The organism is Mesorhizobium sp. ZC-5 (assembly GCF_025753855.1).
Lineage (GTDB): Bacteria > Pseudomonadota > Alphaproteobacteria > Rhizobiales > Rhizobiaceae > Neomesorhizobium.
The window spans coordinates 26243-40882 of the sequence record NZ_JAOWPT010000018.1 but is presented as its reverse complement, the minus strand read 5'-3'; the positions used below and the strand labels follow the sequence as shown (position 1 = coordinate 40882).

Here is a 14640-nt window from a genome sequence, read left to right as displayed (position 1 = left end):
CTGTCCTTACACCGCCAACCTTGGAGGTTTCCGATCGAAACGGCGGTTAACAGTCCCCCTCCCCCTTGAGGGGAGGGGTGGGGGTATGAAGCCGACCGCGAGCTTCAAGTTTCCCGCCATTAGGTAGCAGCCGCTACCAGGTCTGCATCACGGTCAGCCAATGGCCGCAATGGGGTGGATTCCTGCTGGGCTGCTTCTAAGCGCCTAAGTTGGGGAAGCGGCCATTCAGTTAACGACCAGATCGAACATACCGGAAGCTACAAGGCTGATCTGCCCCAATTGAAGGCCGCTAACACCTGGCCGAACGTCATCACGCTGGGGACAAGAAGCAACAAGATGCCGAGGCTATAGGATAGGAGTACGGCCCGCCTGCTTTTCGGATGCGAGACATTGAGGAGCCGGTATAGCTCTCCCATTGGATCCGCCAAGCTATTCGGATCGATATCCCGTCTTGCGCCGTCGTAGCTAAATTCCGGCGCGTCGTTAGCAAGCGGCTCGGTCTCAGTTCCTAATTTGATTAGTTTTAGCAGATAGTCGTGGTTTCGAGGTTGGCTGAAATAGGCTTTCTCAGCGTCAAAAAACGCGGCGGCCGAATCGTACTTTTTAATGAGTGACGGACATCTCAGGCCGTACAGCGCCGCACCTATCGCGATCGAACAGGCGCCGAGATAGAGCAACAGAAGCCGCAGCGATGGAGCACAATTGGCCGCCCGGCAAAAATCAGTATGTAGGCTAAGATATTTTACGATTTCCGCGTTGAAGAGCAGGAGGTAACCTACCAAGGGCACCGCAATAGTCGCCGTAGCAACGGGCGAGTTTCCTAATCGCCGCAGGACACTCCACCTCGATCGATGATCTAGCATACACATGTACTCACTCCGCGCGACCCTTTCCCAGATGTACTCTCACTTCCGCAAATATGGCCAGCCGTAGCTCGTACTCAAACAACGGATTTTCGAATGGCTGATTTCAAGTTCAGGCGCGTACCAGGGCAATTCTGCCAGGACGCAATCCCTGGTCATGATGCCCGTGTAGCTCCGTTCCGATCGCCCATATTGAGTTGCGGCTATGCTGGATGCGGGTGATTGGTGCAGCTGGGTGAACGACAACAATGAGGTCGAATGCGGCCTTGGTGGCTGTTGCTACTGAATAGCGAAGTTTCCATATGCGATTGCACTGCCCCTCTGGGGAGAGGTGTCGAGCCCAGCGGCAAAGCCGCCGTCAGCGAGACGGAGAGGGGTTAAATGGAGAGGTTCGAAACAGGGCGTGGTTCAGGCCGCCGCTCTGAACTTCCGAGCAAAAATGCCGGGCGTCTCAATAGTCGATCACGCCGTCCAGAGCGTAATGCTTCACCGTCTTGCGGTTGGCGATCAGTTCATCGACGGTCGGCTCACCCTTCATGGCGCGGGAAATGGCGAGCTTCGTGGCATCGTAATTGGTCCGGTAGAGATCCTTCCGGTCGAGGTTTTCGTCGTCGGCGCAGCGCGGATCGAGCCAGACGGTGATGATCATGCACAGCTCGTCCGTCTGATCGCGCGGCAGGATGCCTTCCGCCAGGCAGTCGACGATCGCGTCGCCCATGGCTGCCTGCACAACGCCTCCGAGCAGTTCGGCATAGGCCATGTTCTTGATGGTGACCTTGGTGGTCATCATCGTCGCCGGCTTGACCGCCTGATTGAGGTCGCGCACGACGAACATGCGCGTGTGGCCCTTCACCTGGCCCATCATCGAGGCAAACGCCTGGCCGACCGGCCCGCGGATCGAGCCGATCACGACCTCGGGCATGGCATCGGTGGCCTGGCCCTCGGCAGCCAGTACGGTCGCTTCGCCGGTGCGCAGCCAGATGTCAGTCATCAGATATCTCCGTGATCTTGAGATGGGATGCGAGCCGTCGAAACCGGAATTCCCGGTTGCCGCGATGGGGCAACTGCTTACGGCAGCGCTTCGAAACCTGGGCCGAAACCGTTGAGGTCGACGGGGATGCCGACGCCTTCCTCGGGCGTCTGGAAGACGATGAAGGTGGCGGCCTTGCCGGTCTTCAGCGTGTCGAGCAGCGGTTTCTCGAGGATGACCTCGGCGTAGCAGCCGTCGGCAAAGCAGCGCACGAAATAGGCGCGGCCGATGTCCTTGCCGTCAACGTTCAGGCCAAGTCCGTTGGGCAAAAGCACGCCGAGCGGCGCCAGCACGCGCAGGATTTCCGCCTTGTTGTCGGCTGTACGCAGGACGACGACCGACAGGCCGATTTCGGGACGGTCCTCGGCGACCACATTCTGCATCATCGCGCATTGCTCGGCTGTCGCTCCGGCCGGCGTGTCGCAGATGATCGACCACGCTCCATGCGTGGACTTTACCGTGCCGGTCTGCTGCTGCGCATGGGCGGGAAACGCCAGCGCGGTGGTTGCGGCAAGGAGAACGGCTGCTGCCGACGATCTAAAAAGCCTGAATTTCATGGTGGCTCCGTGCGAATCACGGCACTCTAGACCGCGACCATGGCAAGTGAAAGAACAGGCAATCGACAGAAGCCTGTGCAAATGGCGAGTTTCCACGACATTCGTCACGAAAATCCGCCTGAATTGCGGCCAAATCCAGCGGCTCGGCGCCACGACGGCGGCATGCCTGCCCGCCGCGGCAGAGATGGGCGCCCTCGTGCTTTCGTCAAGCGACGGCCTCGCGCGCAAAAATGCCGCATGGTTTCCGCCGCTCCTTTCTTGCGGTCGGAAAGAGAGTATGGTTTGAACGCCGCAACAGGCTCCGGGATTCCCGTTCCGGTGTCATTCCACGTTCGCGGGTACGTTTCGCCGCGTTGAATTGGGAGATGAAGAGGGCGATGAAGAAAATCTTTGCTGGCGCCACTGCTCTAGCCGCGTTCTTCACGACCGCTGTTGCCTTTGCCGACCAGCCGAGGCCATGGCAGTGGCGTTTCCAGGAGGCCGCCACCGGCATCATGGAACAGATCGAGTGGTTCGAGCGCTACACGCTCTGGTTCATCATTCCGATCACGCTACTGGTGCTGGCGCTGCTTGGCTGGTGCATTTTCAGGTTTCGCGCGAGCGTCAATCCCGTCCCCTCCCGGACCAGCCACAACACCCTGATCGAGGTGATCTGGACGGTCGGACCGGTGGTCATCCTGCTGTTCCTCGCCATTCCGTCCTTCCAGCTGCTGACCGCGCAGTACACGCCGCCGGAAGAGCCCAAGCTGACGATCAAGGCGACCGGCAACCAGTGGAACTGGGACTACGAATACCAGGTCGAGGAGCCGCTTTCCTTCAATTCGGCGCTGCTTGCTGACGACGCTCGCGCCGCTGCCGGAAAGGAAGACCTCGGTGTCTTTCCACGGCTGCTGGCCGTCGACAACGAAGTCGTCGTGCCGGTCGACACGACCGTGCGCGTTCTGGTGACAGCGGCCGACGTGATGCATGCGTTCGCGATGCCCGCCTTCGGCGTGAAGACCGATGCGGTGCCGGGCCGCGTCAACGAAATCTGGTTCAAGGCTAAGAAGGAAGGCCTCTATTACGGCCAGTGCTCCGAGCTGTGCGGCAAGGACCACGCTTATATGCCGATCGCGATCCGGGTCGTTTCGGATGCGCAGTACAATACCTGGTTCACCGCGGCCAAGACCGATCTCAACGGCGCCAACAAGGCGCTGATGGCGGCAGTCGACGGCAACCGGAACGTGGCGGCCGCCGGCAATTGATGCGGCGGACCGGACAGGAATAAGGAACGGAGCGGAACATGGCAGGCGCGGCAGCTCACGACGACCACGACCACAAGCCGTATCACGGCTGGGTTCGCTGGGTTTATTCCACGAACCACAAGGATATCGGCACGCTCTACCTGATCTTCGCAATCATTGCGGGCATCATTGGCGCCGCCTTGTCGGTCGTCATGCGCATGGAACTGCAGGAGCCGGGCATCCAGATCTTCACCGGTCTGGCGCAGATGGTCTATGGGCTGAACGGCGATGCCGCCATCGACGGCGGCAAGTCGATGTACAACGCCTTCACCACCGCGCATGCGCTCATCATGATCTTCTTCATGGTGATGCCGGCGCTGATCGGCGGCTTCGCCAACTGGATGGTGCCGATTATGATCGGCGCGCCGGACATGGCATTCCCGCGCATGAACAACATCTCGTTCTGGCTGCTGCCGCCGGCTTTCTTCCTGCTCATCCTGTCGGCTTTCATGCCGAGCGCTCCCGGTGCCTATGGTGTCGGCGGCGGCTGGACGATCTATCCGCCGCTTTCGACATCAGGCCAGCCCGGTCCGGCGATGGACCTGGCGATCCTGTCGCTGCATATCGCCGGCGCGTCGTCGATCCTCGGCGCCATCAACTTCATCACCACCATCTTCAACATGCGTGCGCCGGGCATGACCCTGCACAAGATGCCGCTGTTTGCCTGGTCGGTGCTGATCACCGCCTTCCTGCTGCTGTTGTCGCTGCCCGTGCTGGCTGGCGGCATCACCATGCTTTTGACCGACCGCAATTTCGGCACGACCTTCTTCGCGCCGGAAGGCGGCGGTGATCCGATCCTGTTCCAGCACCTGTTCTGGTTCTTCGGCCACCCGGAAGTCTACATCCTGATCCTGCCCGGGTTCGGCATCGTCAGCCACATCGTGTCGACCTTCTCGAAGAAGCCGATCTTCGGATATCTCGGCATGGCCTATGCGATGGTCGCCATCGGCGCGGTCGGCTTCGTGGTGTGGGCGCACCACATGTACACGACCGGCCTGTCGCTCGACACGCAGCGCTACTTCGTGTTCGCCACGATGGTGATCGCGGTGCCGACCGGCGTGAAGATCTTCTCCTGGATCGCCACCATGTGGGGCGGCTCGATCACGATGCGCACGCCGATGCTGTGGGCGATCGGCTTCATCTTCCTGTTCACCGTCGGCGGCGTCACCGGCGTCCAGCTTGCCAATGCCGGTCTCGACCGTTCGCTGCACGACACCTATTACGTGGTGGCCCACTTCCACTACGTGCTGTCGCTCGGCGCGGTGTTCGCCATCTTCGCCGCCTGGTACTACTGGTTCCCGAAGATGACCGGCTACATGTATTCGCCGTTCATCGCCCGCACCCATTTCTGGGTGACGTTCGTCGGCGTGAACCTGGTCTTCTTCCCGCAGCATTTCCTCGGCCTTGCCGGCATGCCGCGCCGCTACATCGACTATCCGGATGCCTTCGCCGGCTGGAACATGGTTTCGTCCTACGGATCGTACCTGTCCTTCTTCGGCATGATCATCTTCCTGGTCGGTGTCTTCGAGGCATTCCAGAAGAAGCGTGTCGCCGGCGCCAACCCGTGGGGCGAGGGCGCAACCACGCTGGAATGGCAGTTGCCTTCGCCGCCGCCGTTCCATCAGTGGGAACAGTTGCCGAAGATCAAGTAATAGCGGCATATTAGCAGCAGGATCGTCGGCGAACGGCTGGCGGTCCTGGCCAAACGGAGAGACTGGAACTCGTACGCATGGCCGTGGTTCACCACAACCGACTGGACGATTCCGGCATTCGCATGTCGGAAGCGACGGCGGGCGATTTCTTCGCCCTGCTGAAGCCGCGCGTCATGTCTCTGGTTGTCTTCACGGCCTTTGTCGGACTTGCCGCCACGCCGGGCGCCGTCAACCCGCTCATCGCGATCATCGCCATCCTGGCCATCGCCGTTGGGGCGGGTGCGTCGGGTGCGCTGAACATGTGGTATGACGCCGACATCGACGCCTTGATGACGCGGACCTCGTCGCGGCCGGTCCCGGCCGGCCGCGTTCAGCCCGGTGAGGCGCTGGCTTTCGGTCTTGTGCTTTCTTTCCTGTCGGTGATGACGCTCGGCGTGCTGGTCAACTGGCTGGCGGCGGCGCTGCTTGCCTTCACCATCTTCTTCTACGCTGTCATCTACACGATGTGGCTGAAGCGCGCGACGCCGCAGAACATTGTCATCGGCGGCGCTGCCGGAGCCTTCCCGCCGATGATCGGCTGGGCCGCGGTGACGGGCGCAGTCAGCCTCGAAAGCGTCATTCTCTTCCTGATCATCTTCCTCTGGACGCCGCCGCACTTCTGGGCATTGGCGCTGTTCAAGTCGGACGACTACGGCCGCGCCGGCATTCCGATGATGCCGAACGTCGCCGGACATGCATCGACGCGCCGCCAGATATTTGCCTACGCGCTTCTCGTGGCGCCGGTTGGCGTGCTGCCGTGGTTCCTTGGTTATACAAGCACGGCTTATGGCATTGCCGCGGCCGTACTCGGCGCAGGCTTCGTCTGGTACGCCTGGAAAGTGCTGACGATGCCGGCAGACGACGCGAAGATGCGGCCGGCCAAGGCGCTGTTCGCCTACTCGCTGCTCTACCTCTTCGGTATTTTCGCCGCCTATCTCGCCGACAGCCTCGTGGCGCGTTGGATCGTGCTGGCGGGAACCTGAACGGTGCGAGATGAAGACATGGTGACGTTGACCGACAGTCAGAAGAGAGCACGTCGCAGCCGCTCGATCGCGATCGCGCTCGCGCTCGCCGCGTTCGTGGTTATCGTCTACCTCGGCAGCATCGCGAAGTTCGGCCCGGCGCTACTTGATCGGGCGATGTGAGTGACATGATGAGCGGCCAGCCTACGTCCAAGGTTCCCGGGAAAGAGCGCAGCAACCGCGTCGTGGCCGCGGCGTGCCTGGCGTTCTTCGCCAGCATGATCGGCATGGCCTATGCCGCCGTGCCGCTCTACGCCATGTTCTGCCAGATCACCGGCTACGGCGGCACCACGCAGCGGGTCGAGCAGTATTCCGACAGGGTGCTCGACCGCACCATCACCGTGCGTTTCGACGCAAATGTCTCGGGCGGGCTTCCGTGGGATTTCCAGCCGCTGCAGCGCGACGTCACCATGAAGATCGGCGAAACGACGCAGATCGGCTACAAGGCGCGTAACCTGTTCGACACGCCGACCAACGGCCGCGCCTCTTTCAACGTCACGCCGGAAATGGCGGGCGCCTATTTCAACAAGGTTGAGTGTTTCTGCTTCACCGACACCACGCTGAAGCCGGGCGAGACGCTCGACATGCCGGTCGTCTTCTATGTCGATCCAGACATCGCCGACGTGCCGGAACTGAAGGACTTGAAGACGATCACGCTCTCCTACACCTTCTTCCCGATCGAGGGGGAAAAGCCGGTGGCGGTTGCGCCAGGGGCGGAAGACGGGAAAGCAACAGCGAACTCCACCGGGGGCTGACATGGCTGACGCACACGCAAAACCGAACCACGACTACCACATCATCGACCCAAGCCCGTGGCCGTTCATCGGCTCGGTCGGCGCACTGGTCATGGCGCTCGGCGGCGTCGCCTGGATGCAGTATCTGAAGAGTGGCGATTTCCCGGTCTTCGGCCTCAACCTTGCTAATCCCTGGCTGTTCTTCATCGGCCTCGCGATCGTGCTCTACACCATGTACTCGTGGTGGTCGGACACCATCAAGGAAGCCCACGAAGGTCATCACACCAGGGTCGTGTCGCTGCATCTGCGCTACGGCATGATCATGTTCATCGCCTCGGAGGTGATGTTCTTCGTTGCCTGGTTCTGGGCATTTTTCGATGCCAGCCTGTTCCCCGATGAAGTGCATCAGGTGATGCGCACGGAATTCACCGGCGGCGTCTGGCCGCCGAAGGGCGTCGAGGTTCTCGATCCCTTCCACCTGCCGCTCTACAACACGATCATCCTGCTCCTGTCCGGCACTACGGTGACCTGGGCACACCATGCGCTGCTGCATGACGACCGCAAGGGTCTCATTTGGGGCCTCGTGCTCACTGTGGCGCTCGGCGTGCTGTTCTCGATGGTGCAGGCCTATGAGTACATTCACGCGCCGTTTGGCTTCAAGGATTCCATCTACGGCGCCACCTTCTTCATGGCGACGGGCTTCCACGGCTTCCACGTCTTCATCGGAACGATCTTCCTGCTGGTCTGCCTGCTTCGGGCAATGCGCGGCGACTTCACGCCGAAGCAGCATTTCGGCTTCGAGGCGGCTGCCTGGTATTGGCACTTCGTCGACGTGGTGTGGCTGTTCCTGTTTGCCTCGATCTACGTCTGGGCATCGTCGGGCGCCACCATCGCGCACGGCCATTGAGGCCAGTGGATTGGAAATGCCAGGCGGCCGTGGCAACACGGCCGCCTTCTCTTTTTTGGCGCAATGGATGCGTAAAGTTCCCGCGATGTCGGGCAATCGGATACGCGCCCTCGGGGCCTTGGTTTTTTCGCTGTTCTTCGCCGGCGAGGCGACAGCCGGGAAAGCCGATCTGGTCCGCCTCGACAAGTCCGAGCGTCGCCTGGAACTGCTTGCGAATGGCGTGGTGCTCAGGACCTATAATGTCGCGCTCGGCGCCAATCCGGCCGGGCACAAGCAAAGGGAAGGCGATGAGCGCACGCCGGAGGGTCGCTACATTCTCGACTGGCGGAACTCGAAAAGCGCCTTCACCAAATCGATCCACGTCTCCTATCCGGACAAGGCCGACAAGGCACGAGCACGCAGGGCCGGAGTTTCGCCGGGCGGCGACATCATGATCCACGGCCAGCCGAAGGGATATAGCTGGTGGGCCTGGCTGACCCAGTTGTTTGACTGGACAAACGGCTGCATCGCTGTCACCGACGACGAGATGAAAGAGATCTGGGACATGGTCGCCGACGGCACGCCGATCGAGATCAGCCCATGACCACGAGGGGTTTGCGATGAGCGACGACAACACGCCCGTGCCGGCCGTCGAACCTATCGTGGCAGGCCTCAAGGGGCGCTGTCCGCGCTGTGGCCAAGGCAAGCTGTTTGCCGGGTTTTTGACGGTCGGCGAGGAATGCGAGGTCTGTGGGCTCGACTATTCCTTCGCCGACGCCGCCGATGGTCCGGCGATCTTCGTCATGCTGATCATCGGCTTCATCGTCGTCGGCTTGGCGTTGTGGATGGAGGTTTCGATCAACCCGCCGCTCTGGGTGCATTTCCTCCTCTGGATACCGCTTACCCTGGTGCTCTGCCTTCCCGCGTTGAGACTGATCAAGGGCGTACTGATCACGCTTCAATACGCGAACAAGGCACAAGAGGGCCGCTGGGACAGGCCGCAGTGAGCGTCATGGCCGAAGACACCACCCCTGCCGCAAGGCATTTCCCCTGGGTTACGCTCATCCTGGGTGGCATCGTCTTCATGATCCTGATCGGTCTCGGCACCTGGCAGGTGGAGCGCCTGCAGTGGAAGCAGGATCTGCTGGCAACGATTGCGGCGCGAACCCACGCGGAGCCGCTGTCGCTCAACGAGGTCGAGTTGCAGTACGGGAGAACTGGCGACGTCGACTACACGCCGGTGACTGCCACCGGCGAATTCATGCACGATGCCGAGCGCCATTTCTTCGCGACATGGCAAGGGGCGTCCGGCTACTACGTCTATACGCCGCTGCGGCTGGAGACGGGCCGCGTCGTCTTTGTCAATCGCGGCTTCGTGCCCTTCGACCAGAAGGATCCCAAGACACGCCAGCAGGGACAGGTCAGTGGACCTCAGACGATTACCGGGCTTGCCCGCAATCCGCTGCCCGGAAAGCCGTCGATGATGGTGCCCGACAACGATCCCGACAAGAACATCTTCTACTGGAAGGATTTGCGGGCGATGGCGATCCTGTCCGATCTCGACGTCGACCGGGGTGTCCTGCCGTTCTTAATCGACGCGGATGCGCGGCCCAACCCCGGCGGGTTGCCTCGGGGCGGGGTGACGATGATCAACCTGCCCAACAGCCACCTGCAATACGCCATCACCTGGTACGGGCTTGCCGCCGCGCTGGCGGGCGTTATGGGCGTCATGCTCTACCGCCGCCGCGCTGTGTAAATCGGCGCATCAGACGCAGTTGAACCAGGCGTGCCTCAACTCTTGTGCGCTCTGATGCTTTCGCGAACCTGCTCCAGCCAGCCGAGCACAGTGCCGAGCGCCTGATTGCCTTTGCCCACAAGCAGCGTCAGTTCGCCTTCGGCCGTTTCGCGCTTGTCGGACTCCGGTTCAGGCAGCGGCGGCAGGATGTGGGCATAGTAGGTCTTGTCCAGCAGCCGGTGCAGCAGCCGCTCGCCCGGGAAGGGCTCCCCATTGTTAAGTGCGCGTGCGGCCTTGAGGAGCGAGCGGATGTCGTACTGCGTCGGGCTGATATCCGGGACCTGCTTGCGCAGGCCGAGCAGCGTGTAAACGGCAATCCGTGCGGTGCGGATCGAACTGTCCATCGTGAAGATAATGTCGTTTGACGTCTCGACGAACTGTCCCATCAGGCCGAGGTTGGTGCAGCCCGCGGGCACCACATGCGGCCGGTCCCCTGCCGCGCGCGGCATGAACATCGCGGTGATGTAAGGCATCAGCGCAAGGCGTACCTTCGTGTTTGCCGCCACCTCATCAAGCTGGTCCTCAATGCCGAGATGGTAGCAAAGCTCGGCCAGGATTTCGCGCCCGGTGCAAGCCGGCATCGGCTTCTTTACGTGGTTGCCCTCCTTGTCCATCAGCAGGGCATAGACCCAGATCACCAGCACGTCCTTCGGCTGTGTCGGGAAGTGCGGCTGGCGGTTGCAGGTAAAGCTCATCACCCAGTTCGAGTCGGTGAAGGTGATGATGCCGCCGGTCACCGTCTTGCCCGAATAGGGATCGTTGACGGAAAGCTCCTTCAGCTTCTCCACGAAGGGCGACGGCTTGCAGGTGAGTGTCACCGATTCCCACATCGAGCCGTCGATATCGCCGTAGAATTTTTCCGGCTTGCCGAAGATGGGCGATTTCTTCGCCAGGTTCTTCCACAGTGCCCAGTCGCTGGCATCGCCCGGATCATGCTTGCCGCGCTCCAGGACCGGGGCATTGTCCATATCGCCGTAGGCGGTGCCCTCGGTCATCGACCCGGTCAGCGCGAAAACCACGTCCTTCGGGCCGACGGCAATGGTTTTATCCTTGCCTTCCACCTTGGCGCGGATTGCGGTCACTGTGCGTGCATCGCCTTCGACCGTCATGTCGAGATCATAGGCGCGCGTGTCGAACTGCACCTTCACGCCGCGGTCGCGCAGATGGTTCACCAGGGGACGGACGAAGCTGTCGTACTGGTTGTACTTTGGGAACACGAGGGCGGACAGGTCGGTCAGTCCGTCGATCGCGTCGAGGAACCGGTGCATGTAGAGCTTCATCTCGAGCAGGCTCTGCCAGTTCTCGAATGCGAACATCGAGCGCCAGAGATACCAGAAGTTGGTTTCGAGGAAGCCGGCGCTGAAATATTGCTCGATGGTGATGTCGTCGAGATCCTCCTTGCGCTTCAGCATCAGCCGGATCAGTTCCCACTGCTGGGACCTGGAAAGGCCCAGCGTCGAGAAATCGCGGATCTCGCCTTGCTTGTGCATGAGCCGCGCCTTGGAGAAGTTCGAATCGTTGTCGTTGACCAGCCGGTATTCGTCGAGGAGGCTGTAGCCCTCTGGCAATTCGAGCGCCTGCACGTCCTGGAACATGTCCCACAGATTGTCATAGTTCCAGTTCATCTCGCGGCCGCCGCGGATGATGTAGCCTTCTTCGGGATCGCCGGCGCCGTCGAGCGAGCCGCCCTCGATCCGCATCGTGTCCAGGATGATGATGTCCTCGCCCGCCATGCCGCCGTCGCGTATCATGTAGAACGCCGCGGCAAGGCCCGCGATGCCGCTGCCGATGATCCACGCCTTGCGACCCTCGACCGGTGCGCCCAGGATGGGTCGATTGCGCATGTACGCACCCATCATATCGGGAGGCGGCAGAGTATTTTCGGGGCTGTGGTGCCAGTAGGCGGCGGTGGTGTCTGCCTCGACCCTGAATGTCTTGCCGGTCTTGGATGTATCGGTCATGGCGGCTTCCTTCCGGATCGTATTGTTCAGCCAGATCGCGTTGTGGATAAATCTGAGGTTGCAGGATATCCGTACCTAAAATCCTGACGAGCCGTTGCTGCTCCGTCAAGTCGCGGTTCCCGGCGCCGCGACATCATCGCGTTTTGAGGTTAGGGGCAGCTTCGGGTATTCACTAAAAACGCAATCGGTGCCGTAGGCGCATTGCGCGATTGGCACCTGCCGAGGCGAGGCGCGCCCTTGACAGAAGGGGTCGCCACACCTCATTTCCGCAAGGCCTTGGAGCACCGGAGAGAATGGACGCAACAACCACCAGAATGCCGCTGACGATCAGGCTCTGCCAACCGCGCGGCTTTTGCGCCGGCGTCGACAGGGCGATCCAGATCGTCGTTCTGGCGCTGAAGAAGTATGGCGCGCCGGTCTATGTCCGCCATGAGATCGTGCACAACCGCTACGTGGTCGAAGGGCTGCAGAACCTCGGCGCCGTCTTCATCGAGGAACTCTCCGAAATCCCGCCGGAGCATCGTGCATCGCCGGTGGTGTTTTCCGCGCACGGGGTACCGAAGTCTGTGCCGCAGGATGCGCGGGAGCGCGATCTCTTCTATCTGGACGCGACCTGCCCGCTGGTCTCCAAGGTGCACAAGCAGGCGATGCGGCACCAGCGGCTGGGCCGGCATGTGCTATTGATCGGCCATGCGGGGCATCCGGAAGTGATCGGCACGATGGGCCAGTTGGCCGAGGGTGCGGCGACCCTGATCGAGACCGAGGCGGATGTGGCAGAGTTCGAGCCGGCCGATCCGTCGGCGCTTGGCTTCGTTACGCAGACGACCCTGTCGGTCGAGGACACCGCCGGCCTGCTTAAGGCGCTTCAGGAGCGTTTCCCCGAGATGCAGGCGCCGGCCGCCGAATCGATCTGCTACGCCACCACGAACAGGCAGGAGGCTGTGAAGGAGACAGCACCCGGCGCAGACCTCTTTCTGATCGTCGGCGCGCCGAATTCTTCCAACTCGCGGCGGCTTGTCGAGGTTGCGGAACGCGCGGGCGCAAAAATGTCGCTGCTGGTGCAGCGCGCCTCGGAAATTCCATGGGACGAGATCGCCAATATCTCGACGCTCGGCCTCTCGGCGGGAGCTTCCGCGCCGGAGATCATCGTCGATGAGATCATCAATGCGTTTCGCGCTCGCTTCGATGTGACCGTCGAACTGGCGGTGACGGCGACCGAGACGGAGGATTTCCCGGTCATGCGGGTTCTGCGCGATGTCGAACTGACGGCCGCCGACATGGCCTTCGTCAACGGAATGGCCTGACGGTGGCGGTCTACACTGATATTTCCGAGATCGAGCTCGGCGCTTTCCTCAAGAATTACGACATCGGCGAATTGCTCTCCTACAAGGGCATCGCCGAGGGGGTCGAGAACTCCAATTTCCTGCTTCATGCGTCGAGCGGCGCCTACATCCTGACCCTCTACGAGAAGCGTGTGAATCGCGAAGACCTGCCTTTCTTCGTGAATCTGATGGAGCATCTCCGGAAAAAGGGCGTCAATTGCCCGCTTCCCGTCAAGCAGAGGAACGGCAGCGCGATCGGCGAACTCGCCGGACGTCCGGCGGCGATCGTGACATTCCTGGAGGGCATGTGGATGCGCCGGCCGACGGTCGAGCATTGCCGCGCCGTCGGTGCCGCGCTGGCGGGCATGCATCTTGCCGGGGAAGACTTTTCGATGGTTCGCCGCAATGCCTTGTCGGTCGACGGCTGGCGGCCGCTCTGGAACGGCGCGCGCGACCGCGCCGACGAGATCGAACCCGGGCTGGCTGCCGAAACGGAAACGGACCTGGCGTTTCTCGAGGCGAACTGGCCGTCGCAGCTTCCGCACGGCGTCATCCACGCCGACCTTTTTCCCGACAACGTCTTTTTCCTCGGCAACCGGCTTTCCGGCCTCATCGATTTCTATTTCGCCTGCACCGACCTGCTCGCCTACGACGTTGCGGTGTGTCTCAACGCCTGGTGTTTCGAGAAGGACAACGCCTTCAACCTGACGAAGGGCATGGCCATGCTTAACGGCTACACCTCGGTACGGCCGCTGTCGCGGCAGGAAGCCGACGCACTGCCGGTGCTGGCGCGGGGGGCGGCGCTCCGTTTCATGCTGACCCGCCTTTACGACTGGCTGACGGTGCCGCCTGGCAGCCTGGTCGTGAAGAAGGATCCCCTGGAATATCTGCGCCGCATGCGTTTCCACCGGCAGGTCAAATCCGCCTTCGAATACGGGCTTGTCGTGGAAGGTATCGACGCATGAAGTCCGTGGAGATTTTCACCGACGGTGCCTGTTCGGGCAATCCCGGCCCGGGGGGCTGGGGCACGATCCTGCGCTTCAACGGCACCACCAGGGAACTTTCGGGCGGCGAGGCGGTCACCACCAACAACCGCATGGAACTGATGGCGGCGATTTCCGGGCTGAACGCGCTGAAGGAGCCGTGTACGGTCGATCTCTACACCGACAGCAAATACGTCATGGACGGGATCTCGAAATGGATCCACGGCTGGAAGAAAAACGGCTGGAAGACGGCGGACAAGAAACCGGTCAAGAACGGCGAGCTCTGGCAGGGATTGGACGAGGCCAACAGGCGCCACAAGGTGACGTGGCACTGGGTGAAGGGTCACGCCGGCCACGTGGAGAACGAGCGTGCCGACGAACTGGCGCGGCTCGGCATGGCGCCGTTCAAGCCGCAGAAGAAGAGCCCCGCCAAACCAGCGGCGCCGCTGTCAGACGCGTCGGCCAGCAAGCCCGCGCCGAAGAAGGTGCGCCGCTCGAACCAGAGCTACTGAA

Annotated in this window: 16 protein-coding genes; 12 read left to right on the top strand and 4 right to left on the bottom strand. The window is 61.7% G+C overall.

Annotated features, from left to right (window positions below; translation table 11 throughout):
* Positions 1-257 precede the first annotated feature (257 nt).
* From OHD58_RS28160 to OHD58_RS28150, 3 genes are all read right to left on the bottom strand, one after another.
* Positions 258-788 (bottom strand): hypothetical protein, encoded by a 531-nt coding sequence (locus OHD58_RS28160; RefSeq protein ID WP_263806987.1) that lies wholly within the window; start codon positions 786-788, stop codon positions 258-260.
* Positions 789-1314: 526 nt separating this feature from the next.
* Positions 1315-1854, bottom strand: coding sequence for a formaldehyde-activating enzyme (gene fae, locus OHD58_RS28155; protein ID WP_263806927.1), 540 nt, complete (start codon positions 1852-1854; stop codon positions 1315-1317).
* A 77-nt stretch (positions 1855-1931) separates the two neighbouring features.
* A complete protein-coding gene (locus tag OHD58_RS28150; protein ID WP_263806926.1) occupies positions 1932-2450 on the bottom strand; it encodes an invasion associated locus B family protein in 519 nt (172 codons plus the stop codon).
* 377 nt (positions 2451-2827) lie between these two features.
* Between OHD58_RS28150 and coxB the strand changes: the two genes are divergently transcribed.
* The 9 genes from coxB to OHD58_RS28105 all read left to right on the top strand — a co-directional run bounded on the left by coxB (position 2828) and on the right by OHD58_RS28105 (position 9822).
* Complete coding sequence (coxB, locus tag OHD58_RS28145; RefSeq protein WP_263806925.1) at positions 2828-3694, top strand: cytochrome c oxidase subunit II; 867 nt, start codon at positions 2828-2830, stop codon at positions 3692-3694.
* Positions 3695-3732: 38 nt separating this feature from the next.
* Positions 3733-5385, top strand: a complete 1653-nt coding sequence (ctaD, locus tag OHD58_RS28140; protein ID WP_263806924.1) for a cytochrome c oxidase subunit I — start codon at positions 3733-3735, stop codon at positions 5383-5385.
* Positions 5386-5462: 77 nt separating this feature from the next.
* A complete protein-coding gene (locus OHD58_RS28135) occupies positions 5463-6407 on the top strand; it encodes a heme o synthase (RefSeq protein WP_263806923.1) in 945 nt (314 codons plus the stop codon).
* A gap of 18 nt (positions 6408-6425) precedes the next feature.
* Positions 6426-6569, top strand: a complete 144-nt coding sequence (locus OHD58_RS28130; protein ID WP_263806922.1) for a hypothetical protein — start codon at positions 6426-6428, stop codon at positions 6567-6569.
* An 8-nt stretch (positions 6570-6577) separates the two neighbouring features.
* The gene (locus tag OHD58_RS28125) at positions 6578-7201 is read left to right on the top strand and encodes a cytochrome c oxidase assembly protein (protein ID WP_263806921.1); all 624 of its coding nucleotides are present in this window, start codon (positions 6578-6580) and stop codon (positions 7199-7201) included.
* Position 7202: 1 nt separating this feature from the next.
* On the top strand, positions 7203-8087 hold the full coding sequence (locus tag OHD58_RS28120; protein WP_263806920.1) for a cytochrome c oxidase subunit 3: 885 nt from the start codon (positions 7203-7205) through the stop codon (positions 8085-8087).
* Positions 8088-8154: 67 nt separating this feature from the next.
* Entirely contained in the window at positions 8155-8670 is a 516-nt protein-coding gene (locus tag OHD58_RS28115) for a L,D-transpeptidase family protein (protein ID WP_263806919.1), read from the top strand.
* Positions 8671-8686: 16 nt separating this feature from the next.
* Positions 8687-9073, top strand: coding sequence for a DUF983 domain-containing protein (locus OHD58_RS28110; RefSeq protein WP_263806918.1), 387 nt, complete (start codon positions 8687-8689; stop codon positions 9071-9073).
* A 5-nt stretch (positions 9074-9078) separates the two neighbouring features.
* Positions 9079-9822: an SURF1 family protein gene (locus tag OHD58_RS28105; protein ID WP_263806986.1), complete on the top strand. Its 744-nt coding sequence runs from the start codon at positions 9079-9081 to the stop codon at positions 9820-9822.
* A 35-nt stretch (positions 9823-9857) separates the two neighbouring features.
* Here OHD58_RS28105 and OHD58_RS28100 read toward each other — a convergent pair whose 3' ends face one another.
* The gene (locus tag OHD58_RS28100; RefSeq protein ID WP_263806917.1) at positions 9858-11822 is read right to left on the bottom strand and encodes an oleate hydratase; all 1965 of its coding nucleotides are present in this window, start codon (positions 11820-11822) and stop codon (positions 9858-9860) included.
* A gap of 293 nt (positions 11823-12115) precedes the next feature.
* Here OHD58_RS28100 and ispH point away from each other — a divergent pair, with 293 nt between their 5' ends.
* Genes ispH through rnhA form a run of 3 tightly spaced genes read left to right on the top strand, consistent with a single transcriptional unit; the run spans position 12116 to position 14639 of the window.
* A complete protein-coding gene (gene ispH / locus OHD58_RS28095) occupies positions 12116-13126 on the top strand; it encodes a 4-hydroxy-3-methylbut-2-enyl diphosphate reductase (protein WP_263806916.1) in 1011 nt (336 codons plus the stop codon).
* 2 nt (positions 13127-13128) lie between these two features.
* A complete protein-coding gene (locus tag OHD58_RS28090; protein ID WP_263806915.1) occupies positions 13129-14109 on the top strand; it encodes a homoserine kinase in 981 nt (326 codons plus the stop codon).
* A complete protein-coding gene (gene rnhA, locus OHD58_RS28085; RefSeq protein ID WP_263806914.1) occupies positions 14106-14639 on the top strand; it encodes a ribonuclease HI in 534 nt (177 codons plus the stop codon). Before OHD58_RS28090 ends, rnhA begins: the two co-directional genes overlap by 4 nt.
* The last annotated feature ends 1 nt before the right edge of the window (position 14640 follow it).

Coding starts and splice junctions, on each gene's coding strand:
- fae (WP_263806927.1), bottom strand. CDS start 1,854: ATGACTGACATCTGGCTGCGCACCGGCGAAGCGACCGTACTGGCTGCC.
- OHD58_RS28150 (WP_263806926.1), bottom strand. CDS start 2,450: ATGAAATTCAGGCTTTTTAGATCGTCGGCAGCAGCCGTTCTCCTTGCC.
- coxB (WP_263806925.1), top strand. CDS start 2,828: ATGAAGAAAATCTTTGCTGGCGCCACTGCTCTAGCCGCGTTCTTCACG.
- ctaD (WP_263806924.1), top strand. CDS start 3,733: ATGGCAGGCGCGGCAGCTCACGACGACCACGACCACAAGCCGTATCAC.
- OHD58_RS28135 (WP_263806923.1), top strand. CDS start 5,463: ATGGCCGTGGTTCACCACAACCGACTGGACGATTCCGGCATTCGCATG.
- OHD58_RS28130 (WP_263806922.1), top strand. CDS start 6,426: ATGGTGACGTTGACCGACAGTCAGAAGAGAGCACGTCGCAGCCGCTCG.
- OHD58_RS28125 (WP_263806921.1), top strand. CDS start 6,578: ATGAGCGGCCAGCCTACGTCCAAGGTTCCCGGGAAAGAGCGCAGCAAC.
- OHD58_RS28120 (WP_263806920.1), top strand. CDS start 7,203: ATGGCTGACGCACACGCAAAACCGAACCACGACTACCACATCATCGAC.
- OHD58_RS28115 (WP_263806919.1), top strand. CDS start 8,155: ATGCGTAAAGTTCCCGCGATGTCGGGCAATCGGATACGCGCCCTCGGG.
- OHD58_RS28110 (WP_263806918.1), top strand. CDS start 8,687: ATGAGCGACGACAACACGCCCGTGCCGGCCGTCGAACCTATCGTGGCA.
- OHD58_RS28105 (WP_263806986.1), top strand. CDS start 9,079: ATGGCCGAAGACACCACCCCTGCCGCAAGGCATTTCCCCTGGGTTACG.
- OHD58_RS28100 (WP_263806917.1), bottom strand. CDS start 11,822: ATGACCGATACATCCAAGACCGGCAAGACATTCAGGGTCGAGGCAGAC.
- ispH (WP_263806916.1), top strand. CDS start 12,116: ATGGACGCAACAACCACCAGAATGCCGCTGACGATCAGGCTCTGCCAA.
- rnhA (WP_263806914.1), top strand. CDS start 14,106: ATGAAGTCCGTGGAGATTTTCACCGACGGTGCCTGTTCGGGCAATCCC.